This window comes from Acidobacteriota bacterium (genome assembly GCA_035471785.1).
Classification (GTDB): Bacteria; Acidobacteriota; UBA6911; order RPQK01; family DATIPO01; genus JANQFM01.
In genome coordinates, this window is the sequence record DATIPQ010000017.1 from 88,743 (window position 1) to 104,913 (window position 16,171).

Consider the following 16,171-nt stretch of genomic DNA (forward strand, 5'->3'; position numbering starts at 1 on the left):
AGTCTCTCCAGTGCGGCCGCCGACAGGCTGCCACTAACAACCGCATTGGAGGTCAAGACATGTACGTTCCATCCGATTTCCCCCGATTCGTTTCGCGCTTTCTTCTTTTCTGCGTGATTGTGGCGGGTTCTTTGCTCTGGGCCAGATGCGTCCTGATGACGGCCAACGGCCAGGCTTCGGGTCCTCCCCAAAGCAAGCTCTCGCCCTTTCTCCAGCGCAAGCTGGAGGCAGGCGGCGCGACCGCCCGACTCCCTGTAATCGTCGAAGTGCGCGGGCGGCAGGCTTGGAACCGCCTGCCCCGCTCGCGCTCGGCTCGCATGATCGGCCGCTCAAGCTCTCTCAGCGCCAGGCTCAGCCTTGAGGAATTGCGCCTGTGGGACCGTCACCCCGAGGTGGTGCGGATCTCCTACGACGCGCCGCTGCGGACTTTCAGCTCAGCGTCCCGCTTGGCGCCGCCTTCTCCGGCCAGCCTGTCGGAGCCCTTCCTCCAATCCCTGGGCGCAGCCGGCCTGGCCTCCCAAGGACGCGACGGAGCCGGCGTGGGAGTGGCGGTCTTCGACTCCGGCATCGCCGACCTTCCTGATCTGGAGGGCAAGGTGGTGCATCGCGTCGACTTCAGCGATGGGGCGGGGCAGCAATCCGGCTGGCGGCGCGCCGGATTCGACCCTTACGGCCATGGCACCCACGTGGCCGGAATCCTGGCCGCTTCGGGCTTGAGCGCCGACGTTCGGGGCATAGCCCCGGGCATTCACCTCATCGACGTGCGGGTGATCGACGCCGCTGGACGCGGACGGGCCAGCGGCCTCATCGCAGCCATCGAATGGGTGATCGACAACCGCCGCCGCTTCAACATTCGGGTGGCCAACCTTTCCCTGGGTCACCTTCCCCTGCAGTCGCCGCACACCGATCCCCTGGCCCGGGCCGCCGCCCGCATGGCAGCAGCGGGAATCGTGACGGTGGCCTCGGCGGGCAACTTCGGACGCACGCCGCGTGGCGACCGCCTGTGGGGACTGATCGCTTCTCCCGCGCACCATCCCGACCTCATCACGGTTTCGCCTCTCAACACCCGCGGTTCGGCTCACATCGATGACGACCTGGCCACCACCTATGGCTCTCGCGGACCGGCCCTCTGGGACGGCGGACTCAAACCCGACCTGACCGCTCCCGGAAACCGCATCCCTTCGCTGGCGGCGCCGGGCAGCAGCCTGCAGCGTCAGCGTTGGCGCAGCGGGCAGGATCCCCGCACTCTCGAACTCAGCGGCGCCAGCATGGCGGTGCCTTACGTGGCGGGCGCCGCCGCGCTGCTCTTGCAGGCGGCTCCCGAGATGCAGCCCTCCATGCTCAAGCGCATCCTGACGCTCTCCTCCCGCCGCCTGGCGCGTCCCCATCTGCTCGAGCAAGGCAGCGGACTCCCCCATCTCCCTTCGGCCTTGAGGCTGGCCGAATCGCTGAACGGACTGCCCGTCTCGGCCCTGCTCCTCACCCCGTCACAGACCCCCGCCGCAAGCGGCGCCATCTGGACCGACGGAGCGATATGGACCGATGGGGCGATTTGGACCGACGGCGCCATCTGGACCGACGGCGCCATTTGGACAGACAGCACCACTGAAGACCCCGAATAACCGACCCTCGGGCCTGAACAATCGGCGTCCCCATTGCGTAGAGATCCTACGGAGGTGAAAAGAAGACGATGTTGAAGTTTTTGCTTTGGTGCCTGCTCTTCGTATTGTGCTGGCCGGTTGCCATTCTGGCCCTGATTCTCTACCCCTTCGTATGGCTTGTGTTGCTGCCATTTCGATTGCTGGGAATCGCCGTGGGAGCCGTCTTCGACTTCCTGTGGGCTGTCCTGACTCTGCCCGCCCGGGTCTTAAAAGCCATCTAACCAGGTGCCTGCCTGCCCTCCATAGCCGTGGCGAAGGGGGCCGACAGAAAAAGCGCCGCCCGGCGATTGCCGTAGGCGGCGCTCCTTTTTCCCAGCCTGATTGTTCTCTGCCGACCCTACCGCTGGGGCGGTTTGGTGGTGAAGTCGGCGGTGGCCGTTCCGCCGTCGGTAACGGTCACTTCCTGGCTTTGCGTTCCGAACACCTCGTGCCACAGTTCCACCGTGTAGGTTCCGGCGGGAAGTCCTGCGATCTCATAGCTCCCGTCGGCTCCGGTGACGGCGAAGTAGGGATGTTCGAAGACCTGGACCCAGGCCTTCATCCAGGGGTGGACATCGCATTTGACCTCGAAGGGGGCTTCAGGCCTGGAGAAGGTCTTGTCCGTTTCGGTGACCGAGGCCGGCATGGGCACGTTGAACTCGCGGTTGACGTTGGGCAAAGCGTGCACGTTGTGCAGGATGCCGTCCGAATTATGGAAGCGCAGCGTCTGGTTGGCCATCAGGCCCACTACGCGGGGCACGTACTTGCATCCCTTCTGGTCGATGATGACGGGATCGGAAGGAGTGGCGTGGCTGCCCTCGGGAAGTCCGCCGGTCACGCGCACGATGGCATTGGCCAAAGTCTTTCCTTCGCCCAGCATCAGCATTTCGTTCATGGGCGGGGTCTCGTGCATCTCTTGGCACTTGGGGTCGGCTTCCATGCTCAGAGGACGCGGCGTGGGCGCGGTGCCCTCGAACACGACGGTCCCCGAAATCTTGGCAGTGCCGCTGGGCGCGGTCTGGGCCGTGCCGGAGGCCTCGTCCCCGCCTCCGCCGGCCGAGTCGCCTTCTTCGCCGCCTCCGCCCCCGCCTCCGCAGGCGGCGGCGAAAACCACCAACGTCAGCATCATCATCAAGGCCAGTAATCCTCTCAATCTGCTCATGAAATCAATCCCTCCATTCAAAATCCAATTATCGCCCGCAGGGGACGCCGAATCGCTCTTCATTGCGATCCCGAATCGGGAACTCCCCGCAACGCCCCCGCTTCTTACGTGGGTCGGCAAGTGCATCGGATTGTATCCCGCAGCCCCTACAGGGTCAAGAATCCCCTATTTTTGGGACAGCCTGTTGGAAAGGTGCGGCGCTGCTGCTATACTGCGTCCCGTCGCGCGCCGGTTCGACGGCGAGCGGGACTAAAACGCAACCGTCAAGGGGGGATCTTTGCCTATGGGGGGCAACCACGACCATACCAGGACCGACCATCCCGAGGAATTCGACCACCCGGAAGAGCATGGGCACCATGAGCATCACGAACTGGGCTTTTGGCGCAAGTACGTCTTCTCGGTCGATCACAAGGTCATCGGAATCCAGTACTCCATCACCGCTTTGTTGTTCCTGTTTTTCGGCTTCTGCCTGATGATGATCATGCGCTGGCAGCTGGCCTTTCCCGAGCAGCCGCTGCCCTTTCTGGGAGCCCTGCTGGGAGACGGGATGCCGGGCGGGGTCATGCTGCCCGACTTCTACAACGAGTTGGGGGCCATGCATGGCACCATCATGGTCTTCCTGGGCGTCGTCCCGCTGGCGGTCGGCGGATTCGGCAATTTCGTGGTGCCCCTGCAGATCGGGGCCCCCGACATGGCCTTCCCCCGCCTCAACATGTTCAGCTACCACGTCTACTGGATCGGCGGCGTGGTCATGCTGGCCAGCTTCTTCCTTCCCGGAGGAGCCGCCAACTCGGGCTGGACGGCCTATCCGCCGCTCTCGGTCATCGCCACCATCGGACAGACCTTCTGGCTGCTGGGAATGGTCTTCCTCATCACCTCTTCGCTCTTCGGAGCCATCAACTTCATCACCACCATCATTCAACTGCGGGCTCCCGGGCTCAGCTTCATGCGTCTGCCTTTCTTCGTCTGGGCCCAATTCGTTACGGCCTTCCTGCTGCTGCTGGCTTTCCCGCCGCTGGAAGGGGCCGCCATCCTGCAGTTGATGGACCGTCTGGCCGATACCAGCTTCTTCATGCCTTCGGGCCTGGTGGTGAGCGGACAGGTGCTGGAGCTGAGCGGCGGCGGCAGCCCCATTCTGTGGCAGCATCTGTTCTGGTTCCTGGCCCACCCCGAGGTTTACGTCCTCATTCTTCCGGCCATGGGAATCGTGTCCGAGATCATCGCCAACAACACGCGCAAGCCCCTGTGGGGCTACAAGTCGCTGGTCTACGCGCTCGTCTTCCTGGGATTCATGAGCTTCATCGTGTGGGCCCACCACATGTTCATCACTGGGATGGGAACGGCCATGGCCGCCTTCTTCCAGACCACGACCATGATCATCTCTATCCCCTCGGTGATCATTTTGACGGCCCTGCTCTTATCGCTGTGGGGGGCGTCGATCCGCTTCAACACCCCCATGCTCTTCGCCCTGGCCTTCTTGCCCATGTTCGGCATCGGCGGACTGACCGGACTGCCTTTGGGACTGACGGCGACCGACATTCCGCTGCACGATACCTACTACGTCATCGGGCACTTCCACTATGTGGTGGCGCCCGGCACCATCTTCGCCCTCATGGCGGGGGTCTACTACTGGTTCCCCAAAGCCACCGGACGCCGCATGAACGAGTTCTTGGGCAAGCTTCACTTTTGGCCCTCGCTGATCTTCATGAACGGAATCTTCTTCCCCATGCTCATCCAGGGGATGGCGGGCGTTTCCAGGCGTCTTTACGACGGCGGCGCCATTTACGACTTCGCCCAGGACACGCTCTACCTCAACCAGGTCATGTCTTACTCGGCCTGGGGACTGGGACTTGTCCAGATCCCCTTTATTTTCAACTTCTTCTGGAGCATCTGGAAAGGCGCCAAGGTGGGACGCAACCCCTGGCAAGCCACCACCTTGGAATGGCTGGCTCCCTCGCCGCCGCCTCACGGCAACTTCGAGACCGTGCCTGAGGTCTACCGCGGGCCCTATGAGTACAACGTCCCCGGATCGGGCGACGACGGCTACATTCCCCAGTACAAGTCCAAGGGAGGTGGAGAATGAGCAGCGAGATTCCCTACACGGTCGACGTCCGGCCCGATACCGGACTCAACAACGTCAAGATCGGCATCTGGCTCTTTCTGGCCTCTGAAGTGATGCTCTTCGGGTCCTTCTTCGCCTCCTACATCCTTCTGCGCGTGGGCGCGGCGCCGGGGACCTGGCCGGAAGGAGCGTCGATACTCAACGTGCCTCTGGCCTTCGTCAACACGGTGGTGCTCATCACCTCCTCGGTGACCATGGTCATGGCCTGGGCTTCGCTCAAGCGCAAGGACCTGGGCAAATACAAGCTCTACATGGGCCTGACCATCCTCTGCGGCGTCATCTTCATGGTCATCAAGGCCGTCGAATACAATTCCAAGTTCGCCCACGATCCGCCTTTGCTGCCCAGTTCAAGCACCTTCCTGGCCATCTACTTCACCATGACCGGGCTGCACGCCCTTCACGTGGTGGGAGGAAGCGTGGTCAACGCCTACCTTTGGGGACCGGGGGCCAAGCTGTGGAAAACCGATCCCGAGATGTTCACCAACCGGGTGGAGGCTGCCGGGCTCTTCTGGCACCTGGTCGACCTCATTTGGATCTTCTTGTTCCCCGTTCTCTATCTGCTCTAGGAGGGAGTTCTTCATGGCCCATGAGATGAGTGAAGAGGAAATCAGAAAACACGTCCGCGTCTACTTGTTCGTCTTCGGCGCCCTGCTGGCGCTGACGGTCATCACGGTGGCCGCTTCTTACCTGCATCACGTGGTGCCGATGTCGGTTTCCATCGTCATCGCGCTCTTCATCGCCATCATCAAGGGATCGCTGGTGGCCTGCTACTTCATGCACCTGATCGACGAGCGCAAGATGATCTATTGGACGCTCATCCTGACGGCGGTTTTCTTTGTCGGGCTGCTGCTGCTGCCCTTCTTTTCGAAGCTTGATCAAGTGCAGACTTGAGCCGTCGTCTAAAATGGACTTATGTCGTTAAAAGGATTTCACATCGTATTCATCGTTCTGTCCTCGGCCATGGCCTTCGTCGTGGGGCTGTGGGCGCTGCAACAGGACGGTGGCGGGTACACGGCTCTGGCAGTCCTCTCGCTGGCCATGGGAGCGGGACTGGTGGGCTATGGCCTGTGGTTTTTGAGAAAACTCAAGCACGTGAGCACGCTATGAGAAGAATCGCCAAAGTACTTGCAAGAGGCTTGGCCTTGTGCCTGCTGCTGCAGTTTTGGGCCTCGGACGCCTGGGCCTGCGAGGTCTGTTACGGCAAGGCCGAGTCGCCCATCATCGACGGCATGAACATGTCGGTTCTCTTTATGCTGGCCACCACCTATGTCCTCATCGTGGGTATGGCCGGAGGGTTCTTCGTGCTGCGCCGCAAGGCGCTGGCCAAGAAGCGCTGCGAGGAGGGATCGTAGAACATGGAACGGTTTCTGGGACTACCTGAACAGGCTTCGGCTCACGCCGGACAAATCGACTACATGATGGGGCTGGTGCACATCCTCATGCTGCTGCTCTTCGTAGGATGGGGATTCTATTTCCTCTACGTCCTCTACCGTTTCCGCGCCTCCAGGCAGCCGACTGCCGACGCCACCGGAGTCAAGGGCAAGGCTTCCAGCTACGTGGAAGCCGCGGTAGCCATCGCCGAGGCCGTTCTGCTGATCGGGTTCTCCATGCCACTGTGGGCCGAGCGGGTCAACGAGTTCCCCTCCGAGGAAGAGGCCGTGGTGGCCCGCGTCGTTGGTGAGCAGTTCGCCTGGAACGTCCACTACCCGGGAGCGGACGGCGTCTTCGGACGCACCGACATCAACCTCATCGACGTGGAAACCAACCCACTGGGGCTGGACACCAGCGATCCCTATGCCAAGGACGACATCACGACTCTTAATCAGCTCCATCTGCCCGTCGACAAGCCGGCTCTCATCTACCTTTCCAGCAAAGACGTGATCCACAGCTTCAACCTGCCTCACCATCGCGTCAAGCAGGACGCCATTCCGGGGCTCAGCATTCCGGTCTGGTTCGTCCCCACCGTGACCAACGCCGAAATGGCCCAGCGCACGGGGAAAGACGGTTTCACTTACGAGATCGCCTGCGCCCAACTGTGCGGACTGGGCCATTACCGCATGCGCGGCTTCCTGACCGTGGAGAGCGAAGAAGAGTTCGAAGCCTGGCTCAAGCAGCGGGCCGAGCAAGCCGCGCCTGCGTCGGGCGACGACTTCTGGAACCAGTAATTTGCCTCAGCCCCGCTGCCCCCTGTGCGGGTCGGGGGAAAGCCTGAGCCTGTGCAAGGCCCCTGACCGCCAATCGCCTCAGCGTCCGCGCCCCCGCTGGGAGGTGCGCCGCTGCCGGCAATGCGGCATCGGCTGGACCCATCCCCAGCCCACGCCCGAACAGATCCGCCAGGCCTATCCTTCCGCTTACCTGGGCGACACCGAGAAGACGATGCTGGAGTTCCGAAGGGGGAAATTGCAGAAGTCGCGCTCCTGGCGCAATGAAACCGACAAGGTGCGTCACCTGGAGCGCCACCTGCAGAGAGGACGCATCCTCGACGTGGGCTGCGCCGACGGCAAATTTCTGTGGGCGCTTGATCCGCAGAGGTGGCAGCGCTGCGGACTGGAGTTTCTGGAGGAGACGGTGGGCCTGGTCTCGCGGGAGATGCCCGGCCTGCAACTGACCGCCGGGAGGCTGGGGCAGGAGTCGCTGCCCGAGTCCTCCTTCGACGCCGTCACCCTCTGGCACGTGCTGGAACATCTGCCCCGTCCGCCTCAGGCCCTGCAGCGCCTTAACGCGCTGCTCAAGCCGGGCGGATTCCTGCTGCTGGCCGTCCCCAACCTGGACAGCCTGCAGGCCCGCCTCTTCGCTCGTCACTGGATGGGGCTGGATGTTCCCCGCCATCTCTTCCACTACTCGCCCCACGTCCTCAGCAAGCTGGTGGAGGACGCCGGCTTCACCCTGGTGGAGCAGCGCTTTCAGTCCTCTCCCGTCAACATTCACCACATCAAGCACAGCCTGCTGGAGTGGAGCCTTCACCGCTTCTCCTCGCGCCTGCCCTACTACTTGCTGAAATGGAGCGTCTTCTGTTTAAACTGGGCCGAGCGCCTGAGCGCCCGCTACGGAATGCTCCTGATCGTCGCCCGCAAGAAGGCGGACATGAGAGACCTACGATGAACAACCCCAGCCCCATCCGCCGCCTCGCAGGCTGGTTCCTGCGCTTCCTCTCCCCTGCCTCCGACCTGGGACGGGAGTCCCTCTGGCGCCGCTATCTGCGCCGAGCCGACAAAGCCGAAGCCCGTCGCGACCGCCGCAAGGTGGAAGCTGAGTTGCGAGCCGCCCACAAGCTGGCCCAGTCCTTCGGCAAGGACGACCTGCGCTACGTAGAAAGCGTCGAGCATCTGGCCGACTATTACGAGAACGCCAGCGACTATGTCCAATCCGAGGAGTTCTACAAAGAAGCCATCCGCTGCCGCATGGAAATCCAGGGACCCGACCATTTCGACCTGGGACGCACCATGAACAACCTGGCCGTTCTCCACTACGCCCAGGGCAAGTTCGAAGAAGCCGTCCCTCTCTACCAGCGTGTCCTCAAGATCATCGAGGACGCGCGCGGCCCCGAAGACAAGGAAATCCCCGTCCTCTTAGGCAATCTGGCCGCCGTCATGCGCAAGCTCCACCGCGACCAAGAATCCGACCGCCTCCTGTCCCGCGCCAACGCCATCCGCCGCAAACGCAAGCAGCAGTCGGCAGGGTGAAGCACCCGCCTCCCCTGCTAAGATGTGGGCGAGCACGGTTATGGACAAGCAAGCGCCGCGCAACGACTCACTTTGGAGAGGTAAGGAACGTCCAGTCATCCTTTTTGACGGGGTGTGCAATCTTTGTGCTTGGTCGGTGCAGTTCGTTCTCAAGCGCGACCGGGAGGGGGTGTTTCGGTTCGCTTCCTTGCAGTCCGATGTGGCACCCGAGATTTTGGATGGCTGCCGCTTCGACGAGGATGATCTGGACAGCGTGGTGCTGGTTGATCGGGACGGCTGCTGGGCGCGTTCCGCCGCCGCGCTGCGCATTGCCCGGCGGTTGCGATTCCCCTGGCCGCTGCTATACGCCTTTGTCATCGTTCCCCGTCCCCTGCGCGACCTGCTCTATCGCTTCATCGCCCGCAACCGCTACCGCTGGTTCGGCCGCAAGGAGCAATGCTGGCTTCCGGATGACAACTGGAAGCAGCGCTTTCTCGACAGCGAATAGTAAGCCGCCTCAGTCGTCCGCCAACAGAGGACGCAGCACATCGTCGATGATGGGGCGCCAGGCTCTGGTGCTGTGGCCCTCCGGAAACTCCAGGACATGGACCTCTCCGCCGGCTCCCTCGAGAACCTTGATGAGGTCGAGAGCGTCGGGCAGGAAGCGCAGCATAGGTGCCGTAGGCCACGGAAAAGCGCGAGCTCTCATGCACACACGGTTTGGCGAGGCGGAAGTTCCCTCAATGTGCCCAGGGTCGCGCATGGACGAGACCGACGGTATGATGTCGGGCCATGACGCGAGTCGAATACTCCAGCCTCAAGGAGGCCCTGATAGCCGCGGCAACCATGGGCGCCGCCAGCACGCTGGCGGATTTCCTATGGGCTTACTGGAGCCTTCCTCACCGCATGCTTTACGGACTCCTGCACGGAGCGCTGCTGTGCCTTCTTCTGGGCCTGGTGCTGGGCCTGTTGGCTCCCCGGCGCCCCTGGATGCGGGCGGGGGCGGGCGCGCTGCTGGTGGGCGTGGCCTCGGCGGCCTCCTTTTATCTGCTGGCTCCCCTGCTGGGCTGGTCGGCCCTATTCGCTTCCTGGATGATCCTGTGGCTGCTGACGGCCATGCTCAACCGCTGGATCAGGGCCCAGACCTCCACTGCGGCCGTCGGCCTGCTGCGTGGCCTGTGCGCCGCCCTCCTCTCGGGAGCCGCCTTCTATGCCGTCTCCGACATGTGGCTTTCTCCTCCCCCCGGCGGCCCCGACTATCCTGTTTTCTTTCTCAAGTGGACGTTCGCTTTCCTGCCGGGGTTTGTCTGCCTGCTGATCCGCTGGTCGGACCTCGAGGCCGCCACCGATTGAGGCGCAAAGCGGCTCCCGAATCGCACAAGAGCGCTCGACCGTCGTAGAATGCACCGCCATGGCGCGCGTCAAGTCTCAGAAATTCGACCGCCACATTGTCGAGGGCCCCATTCACTCGGCGGTCTGGAAGCTGGCCTGGCCCACCATGCTGCAGAACGTGGTAGCCGGACTGCAAGGCATCGTCGACCACACCCTGATCGGCCACTATGTCGGTTTTGAAGGCAACGCCGCCGTGGGCGTCAGTTGGCAGATCTTTCTGGTGGTGGTGGTGTTCGTGGGCTCCGTCTTCACCGGCATGGGGATCCTGGTGGCCCGCTTCGCCGGCGCCGGCGACTCGGAAAAGGTCAACCGCGTCGTCTACCAGGCCTGCCTGGTGGCCTTCATCATCACCGGCGGCATCCTGGCCCCCGCCGGATACCTGCTGGCCCCCACCCTGCTCGACTGGGTCAACGCCGCCCCCGAGGTCCAGGCCGAAGCCCTGCCCTACTTGCGCACCATCCTGGTCTTCAGCATCGGGATGCTCTTCTATTTTCTCATCGCCGGCGCGCTGCGCGCCGCCGGGGACGCCCGCACTCCGCTGCGGCTGGGCCTGATGATGACCTTCCTCAACCTGGGGCTGAGCGTCATCCTCATCCGCGGACTGGGCCCCATCCCCGCCTTCGGGACCATAGGCGCCGCCATGGGGACGGTGATCGCCTCGGGACTGGTGTCGCTGATAGCCTTCTACCTGCTCTGGAGCAAGCAACTGGTGGTGCGCATGGGCGGCTGCTGGAAGCCTGACTTCCGCATCATCCGCCAACTCTTCCGCTTCGGACTGCCTACCGGATTCCAGGGAATCGCCATGAACCTGGGAGGCGTGCTGCTGATGGGATTCGTGGGGGCCCTGCCCAACAGCGCGGAGGCCCAGGCCGCCTACGTGGTGGCCTACACTCAGCTCTTCTCGCTCATTACCTGGACCTCGGTAGGACTGATGGCCGCCACCTCCACCGTGGTGGGACAGAACCTGGGCGCCGGCCTGCTCCACCGGGCCAGACGCGCAGCCGTCACCGGAGCCGCTATCGGCCTCTTGGTTGCCATAGCCATGGGGACGCTCTACCTTGCCTTCCCCGAGCCGCTGCTCAAGATCTTCGGACTGGAAGACGAAACCGTGCTGGCGCTGGGCCGCCAATTGCTGGGCTATCTGAGCGTGTCGGGACTCTTCGTGACAGTGGCGCTCAACTACAACGGAGCCCTCCAGGGCAGCGGAGACACCCGCTCTCCGATGGTGGTCACGGTCATCTCGCAACTGATCGTCCCCGTGGGCATCCTCTTCGCCGTCCAGCACTACTCGACGCTTCAGCCCGGCCATGTTTGGCTGGCCATCGTCATCGGACACTTCCTTCGCGGCACCCTCAACGTCATCCGCTTCCACCAGGGCCGCTGGATCGACATCAAAGTCGATATCGACAACTGAAAAGGCCCGCCGGGGCGGGCCTTGAGTGCTCTTTGCGCCTCATGAGAGGACGCGCCGCTCTAAAACGTGAACTTGAGGCCCAGTTGCACTTGACGCGGATCGCCGACTCCGGCCCGCAGGAAACCGTCGAAGTTGAACAATCCGGGCGTGGTGAGCGGATTGATGTTGTTGTCGTTGTTGAAGGTGTTGAACATCTCCACCAGGGGAATGAGGGCGTAGCGGCCGTCTCCCCAGCGGAAGGGCCGCTGGATGCGCCAATCCCAGGAGAAGAACTCGTTGTCCTTCCTCAAGGTATTGCGTCCGCAGTCGATGCCGTCCACCACCCGGGTGCGGATGTTCTGCGGGTTGCAGGGAGGGCCCGATCCGTTGCCGGCCGGATTGGTGGTGATGGGCTGTGCCGAACGGCCCTGGACGCGGCTGCTGAAGTCGATGCCGCCGGGAAGCAGCGCCGACAGCACCAGATTGAACTTGTGGGCGATGTCGCGGTCGCTGAGGGCATAGTCGGCGTCCAGGTTGAAGCGGTTGAAGGCGCGGAAGGTGAAAGGATCGCGCTCGTTGGAATCGTCGTCGTAGTCGCGCGCGTAAGTGTAGTTCCACTCCATCGAGAAGTCGTTGGAAAAGCGCTTGCGCATTCCCACCACCACTCCGCGGTAAAGCGACTTGGCGCTGGAACTGGTCAGCGCCACTTCGCCCAACTGGGGGCCGAAGGGGTTGGGGCCGAGATAGGTGACGACGTCGCCGTTCTCGGGCAGGGCCGTGGGAGCAGAACCGTTGTTGATGTTCAAGAAACGGGTCAGGTAGACGCCCTTCGACCAGGTGAAATCGACGTAGGCCACCCAATCCTGAGCGAATTGCTGCTCAAAGGACGTATTGACGGTGTAGATGCGCGGATTGCGGTAGTCCTCGGCAAAGATGCGCACGCCTGTGAAGAGCGGGAACTCGCCGGGCGGCAGGGGATCGGGTTCCACCGTGAAGGGCCAAGTGGGCCGGATGGTGGGATTGGCGAAAGCGCCTCCGGCGATGGTCTGCTGCTGCTCGCCGTTGGTGGTGATCGATCCCACCTGGGTGAGCATGTTCTGGCGCGCGTTGAAGACGCCGGCGCTGGCCCGCCATACCGACTTGCGGGTGCCGCCCACGTCCCAGGCGAAGCCGATGCGGGGCTGCCACATCGAAGTTTCGTCGGGGATGGTGCCGTCGGAGGGAAAACGGGGATCGCCCAAGAGGTTTCCGTAAGCCGTCTGAGAGGGCGGAACGACCACTTCGGGGAAGAGCTGGGCTTCATAGCGCAGGCCCAGATTCAGCGTAAAGGTGGGATGCAACTGCCACTTGTCCTGGATGAAGAAGGCCAGGTCCTCGTTGGTGATGTTTGAAAAGCCGGTGGCGTCGCTCGTCGGACCGCGCACTCCCGCTCCCTGCAGATAGAGCAGCAGCGGGCTTCCGAAAGAGCCTACGCCGTCCGGGCAGCCGATGGATAGATCGGTGAAGCTTCCGTCGGCGCAGGCTTCCACGTCAGGCCCGAAGCCGGGTCCCATGTCGGCGGGAGAAGCATAGCGCAGGAATCCCACCACGTCGCCGAAGATGTAGCGTCCGGTGAAGAACCCGCGGAAGACCTGCTCGTTGAGCGAATGCAGCCATTCGCCCCCCAACTTGATGGTGTGGTCGCCCCTGATCAAGGTGAAGTTGTCGCGCAACTGGGTGCGCCAGAAGAGTTCGTCGATATCGGGCTGCAGAAAGAAAGGGTTGCCGAAGCGGAAGGTGGTCTCGAATCCGATGGCGGTATCGGCGGGGACATTGGATTCGGTAGCCGAGCGGGGCCTGTTTTCGCGCGAGTAAGTGAAGTGAAACTCGTTGAGCGCAGTGGGCGTAATGCTGGAAAACCAATTCAAATGTGCCGTCTGGATCTCGCCCGGCCCCTCGGTGCCGTTGGCCGAGTTGCCGTAAGTGGGCACGTCGAAGGTTTCGTTCTCTTTCTTGGAGCGCGTGTAGTTGTAGGAGGCCGAGAGGTTGTTGGTGTCGCTGATGGTCCAGTCATACTTGGCCAGAAGAGAACTGTTGTTGACGGGACGCTCAACCGGCGCTCCCTCGTTCTGTCCCCGTGATTGCTGGAAGAAATCGATCAGCGCCAAGCGCTGGCAATCGGCGTTGGAGCCGATCAGGTCCTGGTTGTCCATGAGGTTGGGGCTGGCGGTGGGGCAGGGCGTGTCGCCCACCACGGCGCTGAGATTGTCGCGGGTGAGATTTCCCGTGATTTGCTCGAAGGCAAAGAAATAGAACATCTTGTCGCGCTGGATGGGGCCGCCGATGGTTCCCCCGAACTGCTCGCGGTGAAAGTCTGTCAGCGGCCTGCCGTCCGAGGTGTTGGCGCTCAGCGACTCCAGCCGCTGGAAGTGGAAGAGGCTGCCGTGGACTTCGTTGGTGCCGCTCTTGGTGACGACGTTGACGATGCCGCCGGCCGAGCGTCCGAATTCGGCGTTGGCGCCGGTGGCGATGACCTGAAACTCCTGCACGGCTTCCATGGTGATGTCGACGGCGGCCCGCTGTCCGCCCACCTGCTCCCCGAAGAAGCCGTTGTTGTAGTCGCCTCCGTCCAAGCTGATGTTGTTGAAGATGCCGCGCTGGCCGTTGAAGTTGATCTCGTCGCCGTCCGGTCCCTGAACGATGCTGACGCCCGGCGTCAGGGTCAGCAGGTCTTCGAACTTGCGTCCCAGCACCGGCGTGGATTCGATGGTGGCGGAATCAAGGGTGGTGGAGGATTCGATCTTGGCCGTGTCCAGCAGAGGCGTTCCGGTGACAACGACGGTTTCATCCACCGAAGAGACCTTCAGTTGAAGGTCCAGGGAGATGACTTTCCCCACCGTCAATTGCACGTCCTCCTGGCGCAGGTTGGCGAAGCCCTCCATCGTCACTTCGACGTTGTACCGGCCTGAGGGAAGCTGGGGAGCGAGAAAACGGCCGTCGTCGCCGGTGATGAAATTTCTCTCCAGATTGGTCCCCACGTTCACCACCCGAACCGAGGCGCCAGGCACGACGCCGCCCGATTCGTCGGTGACGACTCCTTCGATAACGCCGGTTGTGATTTGCGCCTGTCCCAGTGCCGCCGTTCCGGCCAGCAAGACGAACAGGACGCACAATACCCCTCTTCTCGGTAGCTGCATCGTTCGGTCCTCCATCAGTAGATTTCTAGGTCCCCTTGAGCGTGAATCGATTCGTTGTTCGGCTGGAATTCGATTATAGAAGGGGGGTATGCAGGACGCAATGAGTATTCCCCTGAAACGGCCTCGTCAGCAGACCGTTGAGGGTCTGGCTAATGGGATCGGGCCATGGGGAGTGCCGTCCCGCCCGGCAGCTTGGAGAGGATGTCGCGGACCTGGGGGGCGTAGCCATGCTCGGGATAGCGCTGCAAGTACGTCTCGAAGGCGATGCGGGCCTCCTGGTTGCGTTCCAGGTGTTGCAGGAGTTGGCCCCGAAAGAGCACCGAGTCGGGCATGAAGGGGGAGGACGGATAGCCTGCTTCGAGCGTTTCGAGCGTTTTCAGCGATTCCATGACCTGGCCCGACATAGACAGTCCTACGGCGCGATAATAAAGGGCTTGATCGGCCCTCTTCAGGCTGTTCCCGGCATCGGCGCGCAGATAATCGGCGTAGGCTTGGGCAGCCTCCTTCCACTGCTCCCTGTCGCGCAGCCTTTCGGCGATCAGGAACTGGGCTTGGGCGTCGGAAGGATCGGCGTCGATCCTCTCCAGCAGGACGCGGAAGCTGTTGGGGCCGGTGGCCTGGTCGAGCTTGCGCCGCAGTTCGTCAGCCGGCGTATATCCCGTAAAACGGTCCCACTCGCGGCCTTTGGCGTCGAGCACCAGCATTCCCGGAAAGCTGTCGACGCGAAATCGCTCCCGCAAGGCGATGCCATGCTGGTCCTTCTCGGCGTCCAGCTTGAGCCAGATGAAATCGTCACCGACGTCTTCGATCAGCGATCGGTCCTTGAGCGTGGTCGCCTCCATCTGGCGGCAGTAGGTACAAGTGTCGGTTTCAAGGTAGGCGAAAATGGGCTTTCCCTGCTCCTGGGCACGGAACAGGGCCTCGTCATAGTCGTGGATCCAGTCGAATCCATCGGCCTGCGCGCTCATGCAGGCGGCGGCCACAGGGAGGAGAAGGAAGATGAGGAGGTGGGTCAACAGCTTGCTCATGGTGTGTTCTCCGCGACGAGGTCGTCGCCGCTGTCGAAAATGCCGTCAGGACCGGCAGAGCGCAAATCGAATCCCCCGCCCTTGACCTGGTAGCGGTAGGGTCGGGACCAGGGGTCGAAACGAATGACCTGGGCCATGTACTTGGGGGTGAGCAGGTCGATCAAGGCCCGAAAGTCGACCGCCTGAGGATGCCTGGAGTGCTCCTGGCGGTAGCGTTGCAGACCCTGGGCGATCAAATTCAAATGCCGGCGGCCCGTCTCGGCCCGTTGGGCGTTGAGCAGGGCCAGCAGATGTTCGGCCTTTTCCCAGCGCCGGTCGCCCAGGCGGATCTCCTCGAGGTGCCAGACTCCCTCTTTCTTGCGCAGCTTGACGGCCGTCCTGACGGTAACCTCGGCGGTGGCGAAGTCGCCGCTGGCCTTCAGGTTCTCGACCTGGACGCTCTTTTCGCCGAGTTGGGCGCTGTCGAATCCGCCCACCGCCGCCGCAACCTGATCCTGGGTGCTCTTGCCGCAAGAACAAACGGCCACAGCCGTCAAAATAAGCGCGAAAGTAAGCCGCCTCATAACCTCATTAGAATAGCATAGGGTGAATTGCAG

Annotated in this window: 18 protein-coding genes; 13 read left to right on the plus strand and 5 right to left on the minus strand. The window is 62.6% G+C overall.

From position 1 onward, the window contains the following. The first annotated feature begins 59 nt into the window (after positions 1 to 59). Together VLU25_02685 and VLU25_02690 are read left to right on the plus strand one after the other, a co-directional pair. Positions 60 to 1,622, plus strand: coding sequence for a S8 family serine peptidase (locus VLU25_02685; GenBank protein HSR66823.1), 1,563 nt, complete (start codon positions 60 to 62; stop codon positions 1,620 to 1,622). 68 nt (positions 1,623 to 1,690) lie between these two features. Beyond that, positions 1,691 to 1,882 (plus strand): hypothetical protein, encoded by a 192-nt coding sequence (locus VLU25_02690; GenBank protein HSR66824.1) that lies wholly within the window; start codon positions 1,691 to 1,693, stop codon positions 1,880 to 1,882. A gap of 116 nt (positions 1,883 to 1,998) precedes the next feature. Here the strand turns inward: VLU25_02690 and VLU25_02695 are convergent, their stop codons facing one another. After that, positions 1,999 to 2,802 (minus strand): carboxypeptidase regulatory-like domain-containing protein, encoded by an 804-nt coding sequence (locus tag VLU25_02695; protein ID HSR66825.1) that lies wholly within the window; start codon positions 2,800 to 2,802, stop codon positions 1,999 to 2,001. Between the two features lie 283 nt (positions 2,803 to 3,085). Here VLU25_02695 and VLU25_02700 point away from each other — a divergent pair, with 283 nt between their 5' ends. Genes VLU25_02700 through VLU25_02740 form a run of 9 tightly spaced genes read left to right on the plus strand, consistent with a single transcriptional unit; the run spans position 3,086 to position 9,094 of the window. After that, on the plus strand, positions 3,086 to 4,885 hold the full coding sequence (locus VLU25_02700) for a cbb3-type cytochrome c oxidase subunit I (GenBank protein ID HSR66826.1): 1,800 nt from the start codon (positions 3,086 to 3,088) through the stop codon (positions 4,883 to 4,885). Further along, entirely contained in the window at positions 4,882 to 5,490 is a 609-nt protein-coding gene (locus VLU25_02705; GenBank protein ID HSR66827.1) for a cytochrome c oxidase subunit 3, read from the plus strand. The genes VLU25_02700 and VLU25_02705 overlap by 4 nt, the downstream gene beginning before the upstream one ends. A gap of 13 nt (positions 5,491 to 5,503) precedes the next feature. Beyond that, on the plus strand, positions 5,504 to 5,815 hold the full coding sequence (locus VLU25_02710) for a cytochrome C oxidase subunit IV family protein (protein HSR66828.1): 312 nt from the start codon (positions 5,504 to 5,506) through the stop codon (positions 5,813 to 5,815). 21 nt (positions 5,816 to 5,836) lie between these two features. Next, positions 5,837 to 6,031, plus strand: coding sequence for a hypothetical protein (locus VLU25_02715; GenBank protein HSR66829.1), 195 nt, complete (start codon positions 5,837 to 5,839; stop codon positions 6,029 to 6,031). Beyond that, positions 6,028 to 6,276, plus strand: a complete 249-nt coding sequence (locus VLU25_02720; protein HSR66830.1) for a hypothetical protein — start codon at positions 6,028 to 6,030, stop codon at positions 6,274 to 6,276. Before VLU25_02715 ends, VLU25_02720 begins: the two co-directional genes overlap by 4 nt. Before the next feature lie 3 nt (positions 6,277 to 6,279). Next, a complete protein-coding gene (locus VLU25_02725; GenBank protein HSR66831.1) occupies positions 6,280 to 7,089 on the plus strand; it encodes a hypothetical protein in 810 nt (269 codons plus the stop codon). A 1-nt stretch (position 7,090) separates the two neighbouring features. Further along, the gene (locus VLU25_02730) at positions 7,091 to 8,026 is read left to right on the plus strand and encodes a class I SAM-dependent methyltransferase (protein HSR66832.1); all 936 of its coding nucleotides are present in this window, start codon (positions 7,091 to 7,093) and stop codon (positions 8,024 to 8,026) included. Further along, positions 8,023 to 8,607, plus strand: a complete 585-nt coding sequence (locus VLU25_02735; GenBank protein HSR66833.1) for a tetratricopeptide repeat protein — start codon at positions 8,023 to 8,025, stop codon at positions 8,605 to 8,607. Before VLU25_02730 ends, VLU25_02735 begins: the two co-directional genes overlap by 4 nt. 40 nt (positions 8,608 to 8,647) lie before the next feature. Continuing rightward, a complete protein-coding gene (locus tag VLU25_02740) occupies positions 8,648 to 9,094 on the plus strand; it encodes a DCC1-like thiol-disulfide oxidoreductase family protein (GenBank protein HSR66834.1) in 447 nt (148 codons plus the stop codon). A gap of 9 nt (positions 9,095 to 9,103) precedes the next feature. Here the strand turns inward: VLU25_02740 and VLU25_02745 are convergent, their stop codons facing one another. Beyond that, the gene (locus tag VLU25_02745) at positions 9,104 to 9,259 is read right to left on the minus strand and encodes a hypothetical protein (protein ID HSR66835.1); all 156 of its coding nucleotides are present in this window, start codon (positions 9,257 to 9,259) and stop codon (positions 9,104 to 9,106) included. Positions 9,260 to 9,378: 119 nt separating this feature from the next. Between VLU25_02745 and VLU25_02750 the strand changes: the two genes are divergently transcribed. Together VLU25_02750 and VLU25_02755 are read left to right on the plus strand one after the other, a co-directional pair. Beyond that, complete coding sequence (locus VLU25_02750; GenBank protein ID HSR66836.1) at positions 9,379 to 9,939, plus strand: hypothetical protein; 561 nt, start codon at positions 9,379 to 9,381, stop codon at positions 9,937 to 9,939. A gap of 58 nt (positions 9,940 to 9,997) precedes the next feature. Continuing rightward, positions 9,998 to 11,392, plus strand: coding sequence for an MATE family efflux transporter (locus VLU25_02755; protein HSR66837.1), 1,395 nt, complete (start codon positions 9,998 to 10,000; stop codon positions 11,390 to 11,392). A 59-nt stretch (positions 11,393 to 11,451) separates the two neighbouring features. Here VLU25_02755 and VLU25_02760 read toward each other — a convergent pair whose 3' ends face one another. From VLU25_02760 to VLU25_02770, 3 genes are all read right to left on the minus strand, one after another. Continuing rightward, a complete protein-coding gene (locus VLU25_02760; protein HSR66838.1) occupies positions 11,452 to 14,562 on the minus strand; it encodes a TonB-dependent receptor in 3,111 nt (1,036 codons plus the stop codon). A 134-nt stretch (positions 14,563 to 14,696) separates the two neighbouring features. After that, positions 14,697 to 15,575 (minus strand): thioredoxin fold domain-containing protein, encoded by an 879-nt coding sequence (locus VLU25_02765; GenBank protein ID HSR66839.1) that lies wholly within the window; start codon positions 15,573 to 15,575, stop codon positions 14,697 to 14,699. Then, entirely contained in the window at positions 15,572 to 16,138 is a 567-nt protein-coding gene (locus VLU25_02770; protein HSR66840.1) for a type II secretion system protein GspG, read from the minus strand. The genes VLU25_02765 and VLU25_02770 overlap by 4 nt, the downstream gene beginning before the upstream one ends. Positions 16,139 to 16,171: the final 33 nt, after the last annotated feature.

What these genes read in the sequence shown, in the direction of transcription:
- VLU25_02755 (HSR66837.1), top strand. Translation starts at nt 9,998, where the DNA reads ATGGCGCGCGTCAAGTCTCAGAAATTCGACCGCCACATTGTCGAGGGC.
- VLU25_02760 (HSR66838.1), bottom strand. Translation starts at nt 14,562, where the DNA reads ATGGAGGACCGAACGATGCAGCTACCGAGAAGAGGGGTATTGTGCGTC.
- VLU25_02710 (HSR66828.1), top strand. Translation starts at nt 5,504, where the DNA reads ATGGCCCATGAGATGAGTGAAGAGGAAATCAGAAAACACGTCCGCGTC.
- VLU25_02705 (HSR66827.1), top strand. Translation starts at nt 4,882, where the DNA reads ATGAGCAGCGAGATTCCCTACACGGTCGACGTCCGGCCCGATACCGGA.
- VLU25_02765 (HSR66839.1), bottom strand. Translation starts at nt 15,575, where the DNA reads ATGAGCAAGCTGTTGACCCACCTCCTCATCTTCCTTCTCCTCCCTGTG.
- VLU25_02715 (HSR66829.1), top strand. Translation starts at nt 5,837, where the DNA reads ATGTCGTTAAAAGGATTTCACATCGTATTCATCGTTCTGTCCTCGGCC.
- VLU25_02740 (HSR66834.1), top strand. Translation starts at nt 8,648, where the DNA reads ATGGACAAGCAAGCGCCGCGCAACGACTCACTTTGGAGAGGTAAGGAA.
- VLU25_02700 (HSR66826.1), top strand. Translation starts at nt 3,086, where the DNA reads ATGGGGGGCAACCACGACCATACCAGGACCGACCATCCCGAGGAATTC.
- VLU25_02725 (HSR66831.1), top strand. Translation starts at nt 6,280, where the DNA reads ATGGAACGGTTTCTGGGACTACCTGAACAGGCTTCGGCTCACGCCGGA.
- VLU25_02720 (HSR66830.1), top strand. Translation starts at nt 6,028, where the DNA reads ATGAGAAGAATCGCCAAAGTACTTGCAAGAGGCTTGGCCTTGTGCCTG.
- VLU25_02685 (HSR66823.1), top strand. Translation starts at nt 60, where the DNA reads ATGTACGTTCCATCCGATTTCCCCCGATTCGTTTCGCGCTTTCTTCTT.
- VLU25_02695 (HSR66825.1), bottom strand. Translation starts at nt 2,802, where the DNA reads ATGAGCAGATTGAGAGGATTACTGGCCTTGATGATGATGCTGACGTTG.
- VLU25_02750 (HSR66836.1), top strand. Translation starts at nt 9,379, where the DNA reads ATGACGCGAGTCGAATACTCCAGCCTCAAGGAGGCCCTGATAGCCGCG.
- VLU25_02690 (HSR66824.1), top strand. Translation starts at nt 1,691, where the DNA reads ATGTTGAAGTTTTTGCTTTGGTGCCTGCTCTTCGTATTGTGCTGGCCG.
- VLU25_02735 (HSR66833.1), top strand. Translation starts at nt 8,023, where the DNA reads ATGAACAACCCCAGCCCCATCCGCCGCCTCGCAGGCTGGTTCCTGCGC.
- VLU25_02745 (HSR66835.1), bottom strand. Translation starts at nt 9,259, where the DNA reads ATGCTGCGCTTCCTGCCCGACGCTCTCGACCTCATCAAGGTTCTCGAG.
- VLU25_02770 (HSR66840.1), bottom strand. Translation starts at nt 16,138, where the DNA reads ATGAGGCGGCTTACTTTCGCGCTTATTTTGACGGCTGTGGCCGTTTGT.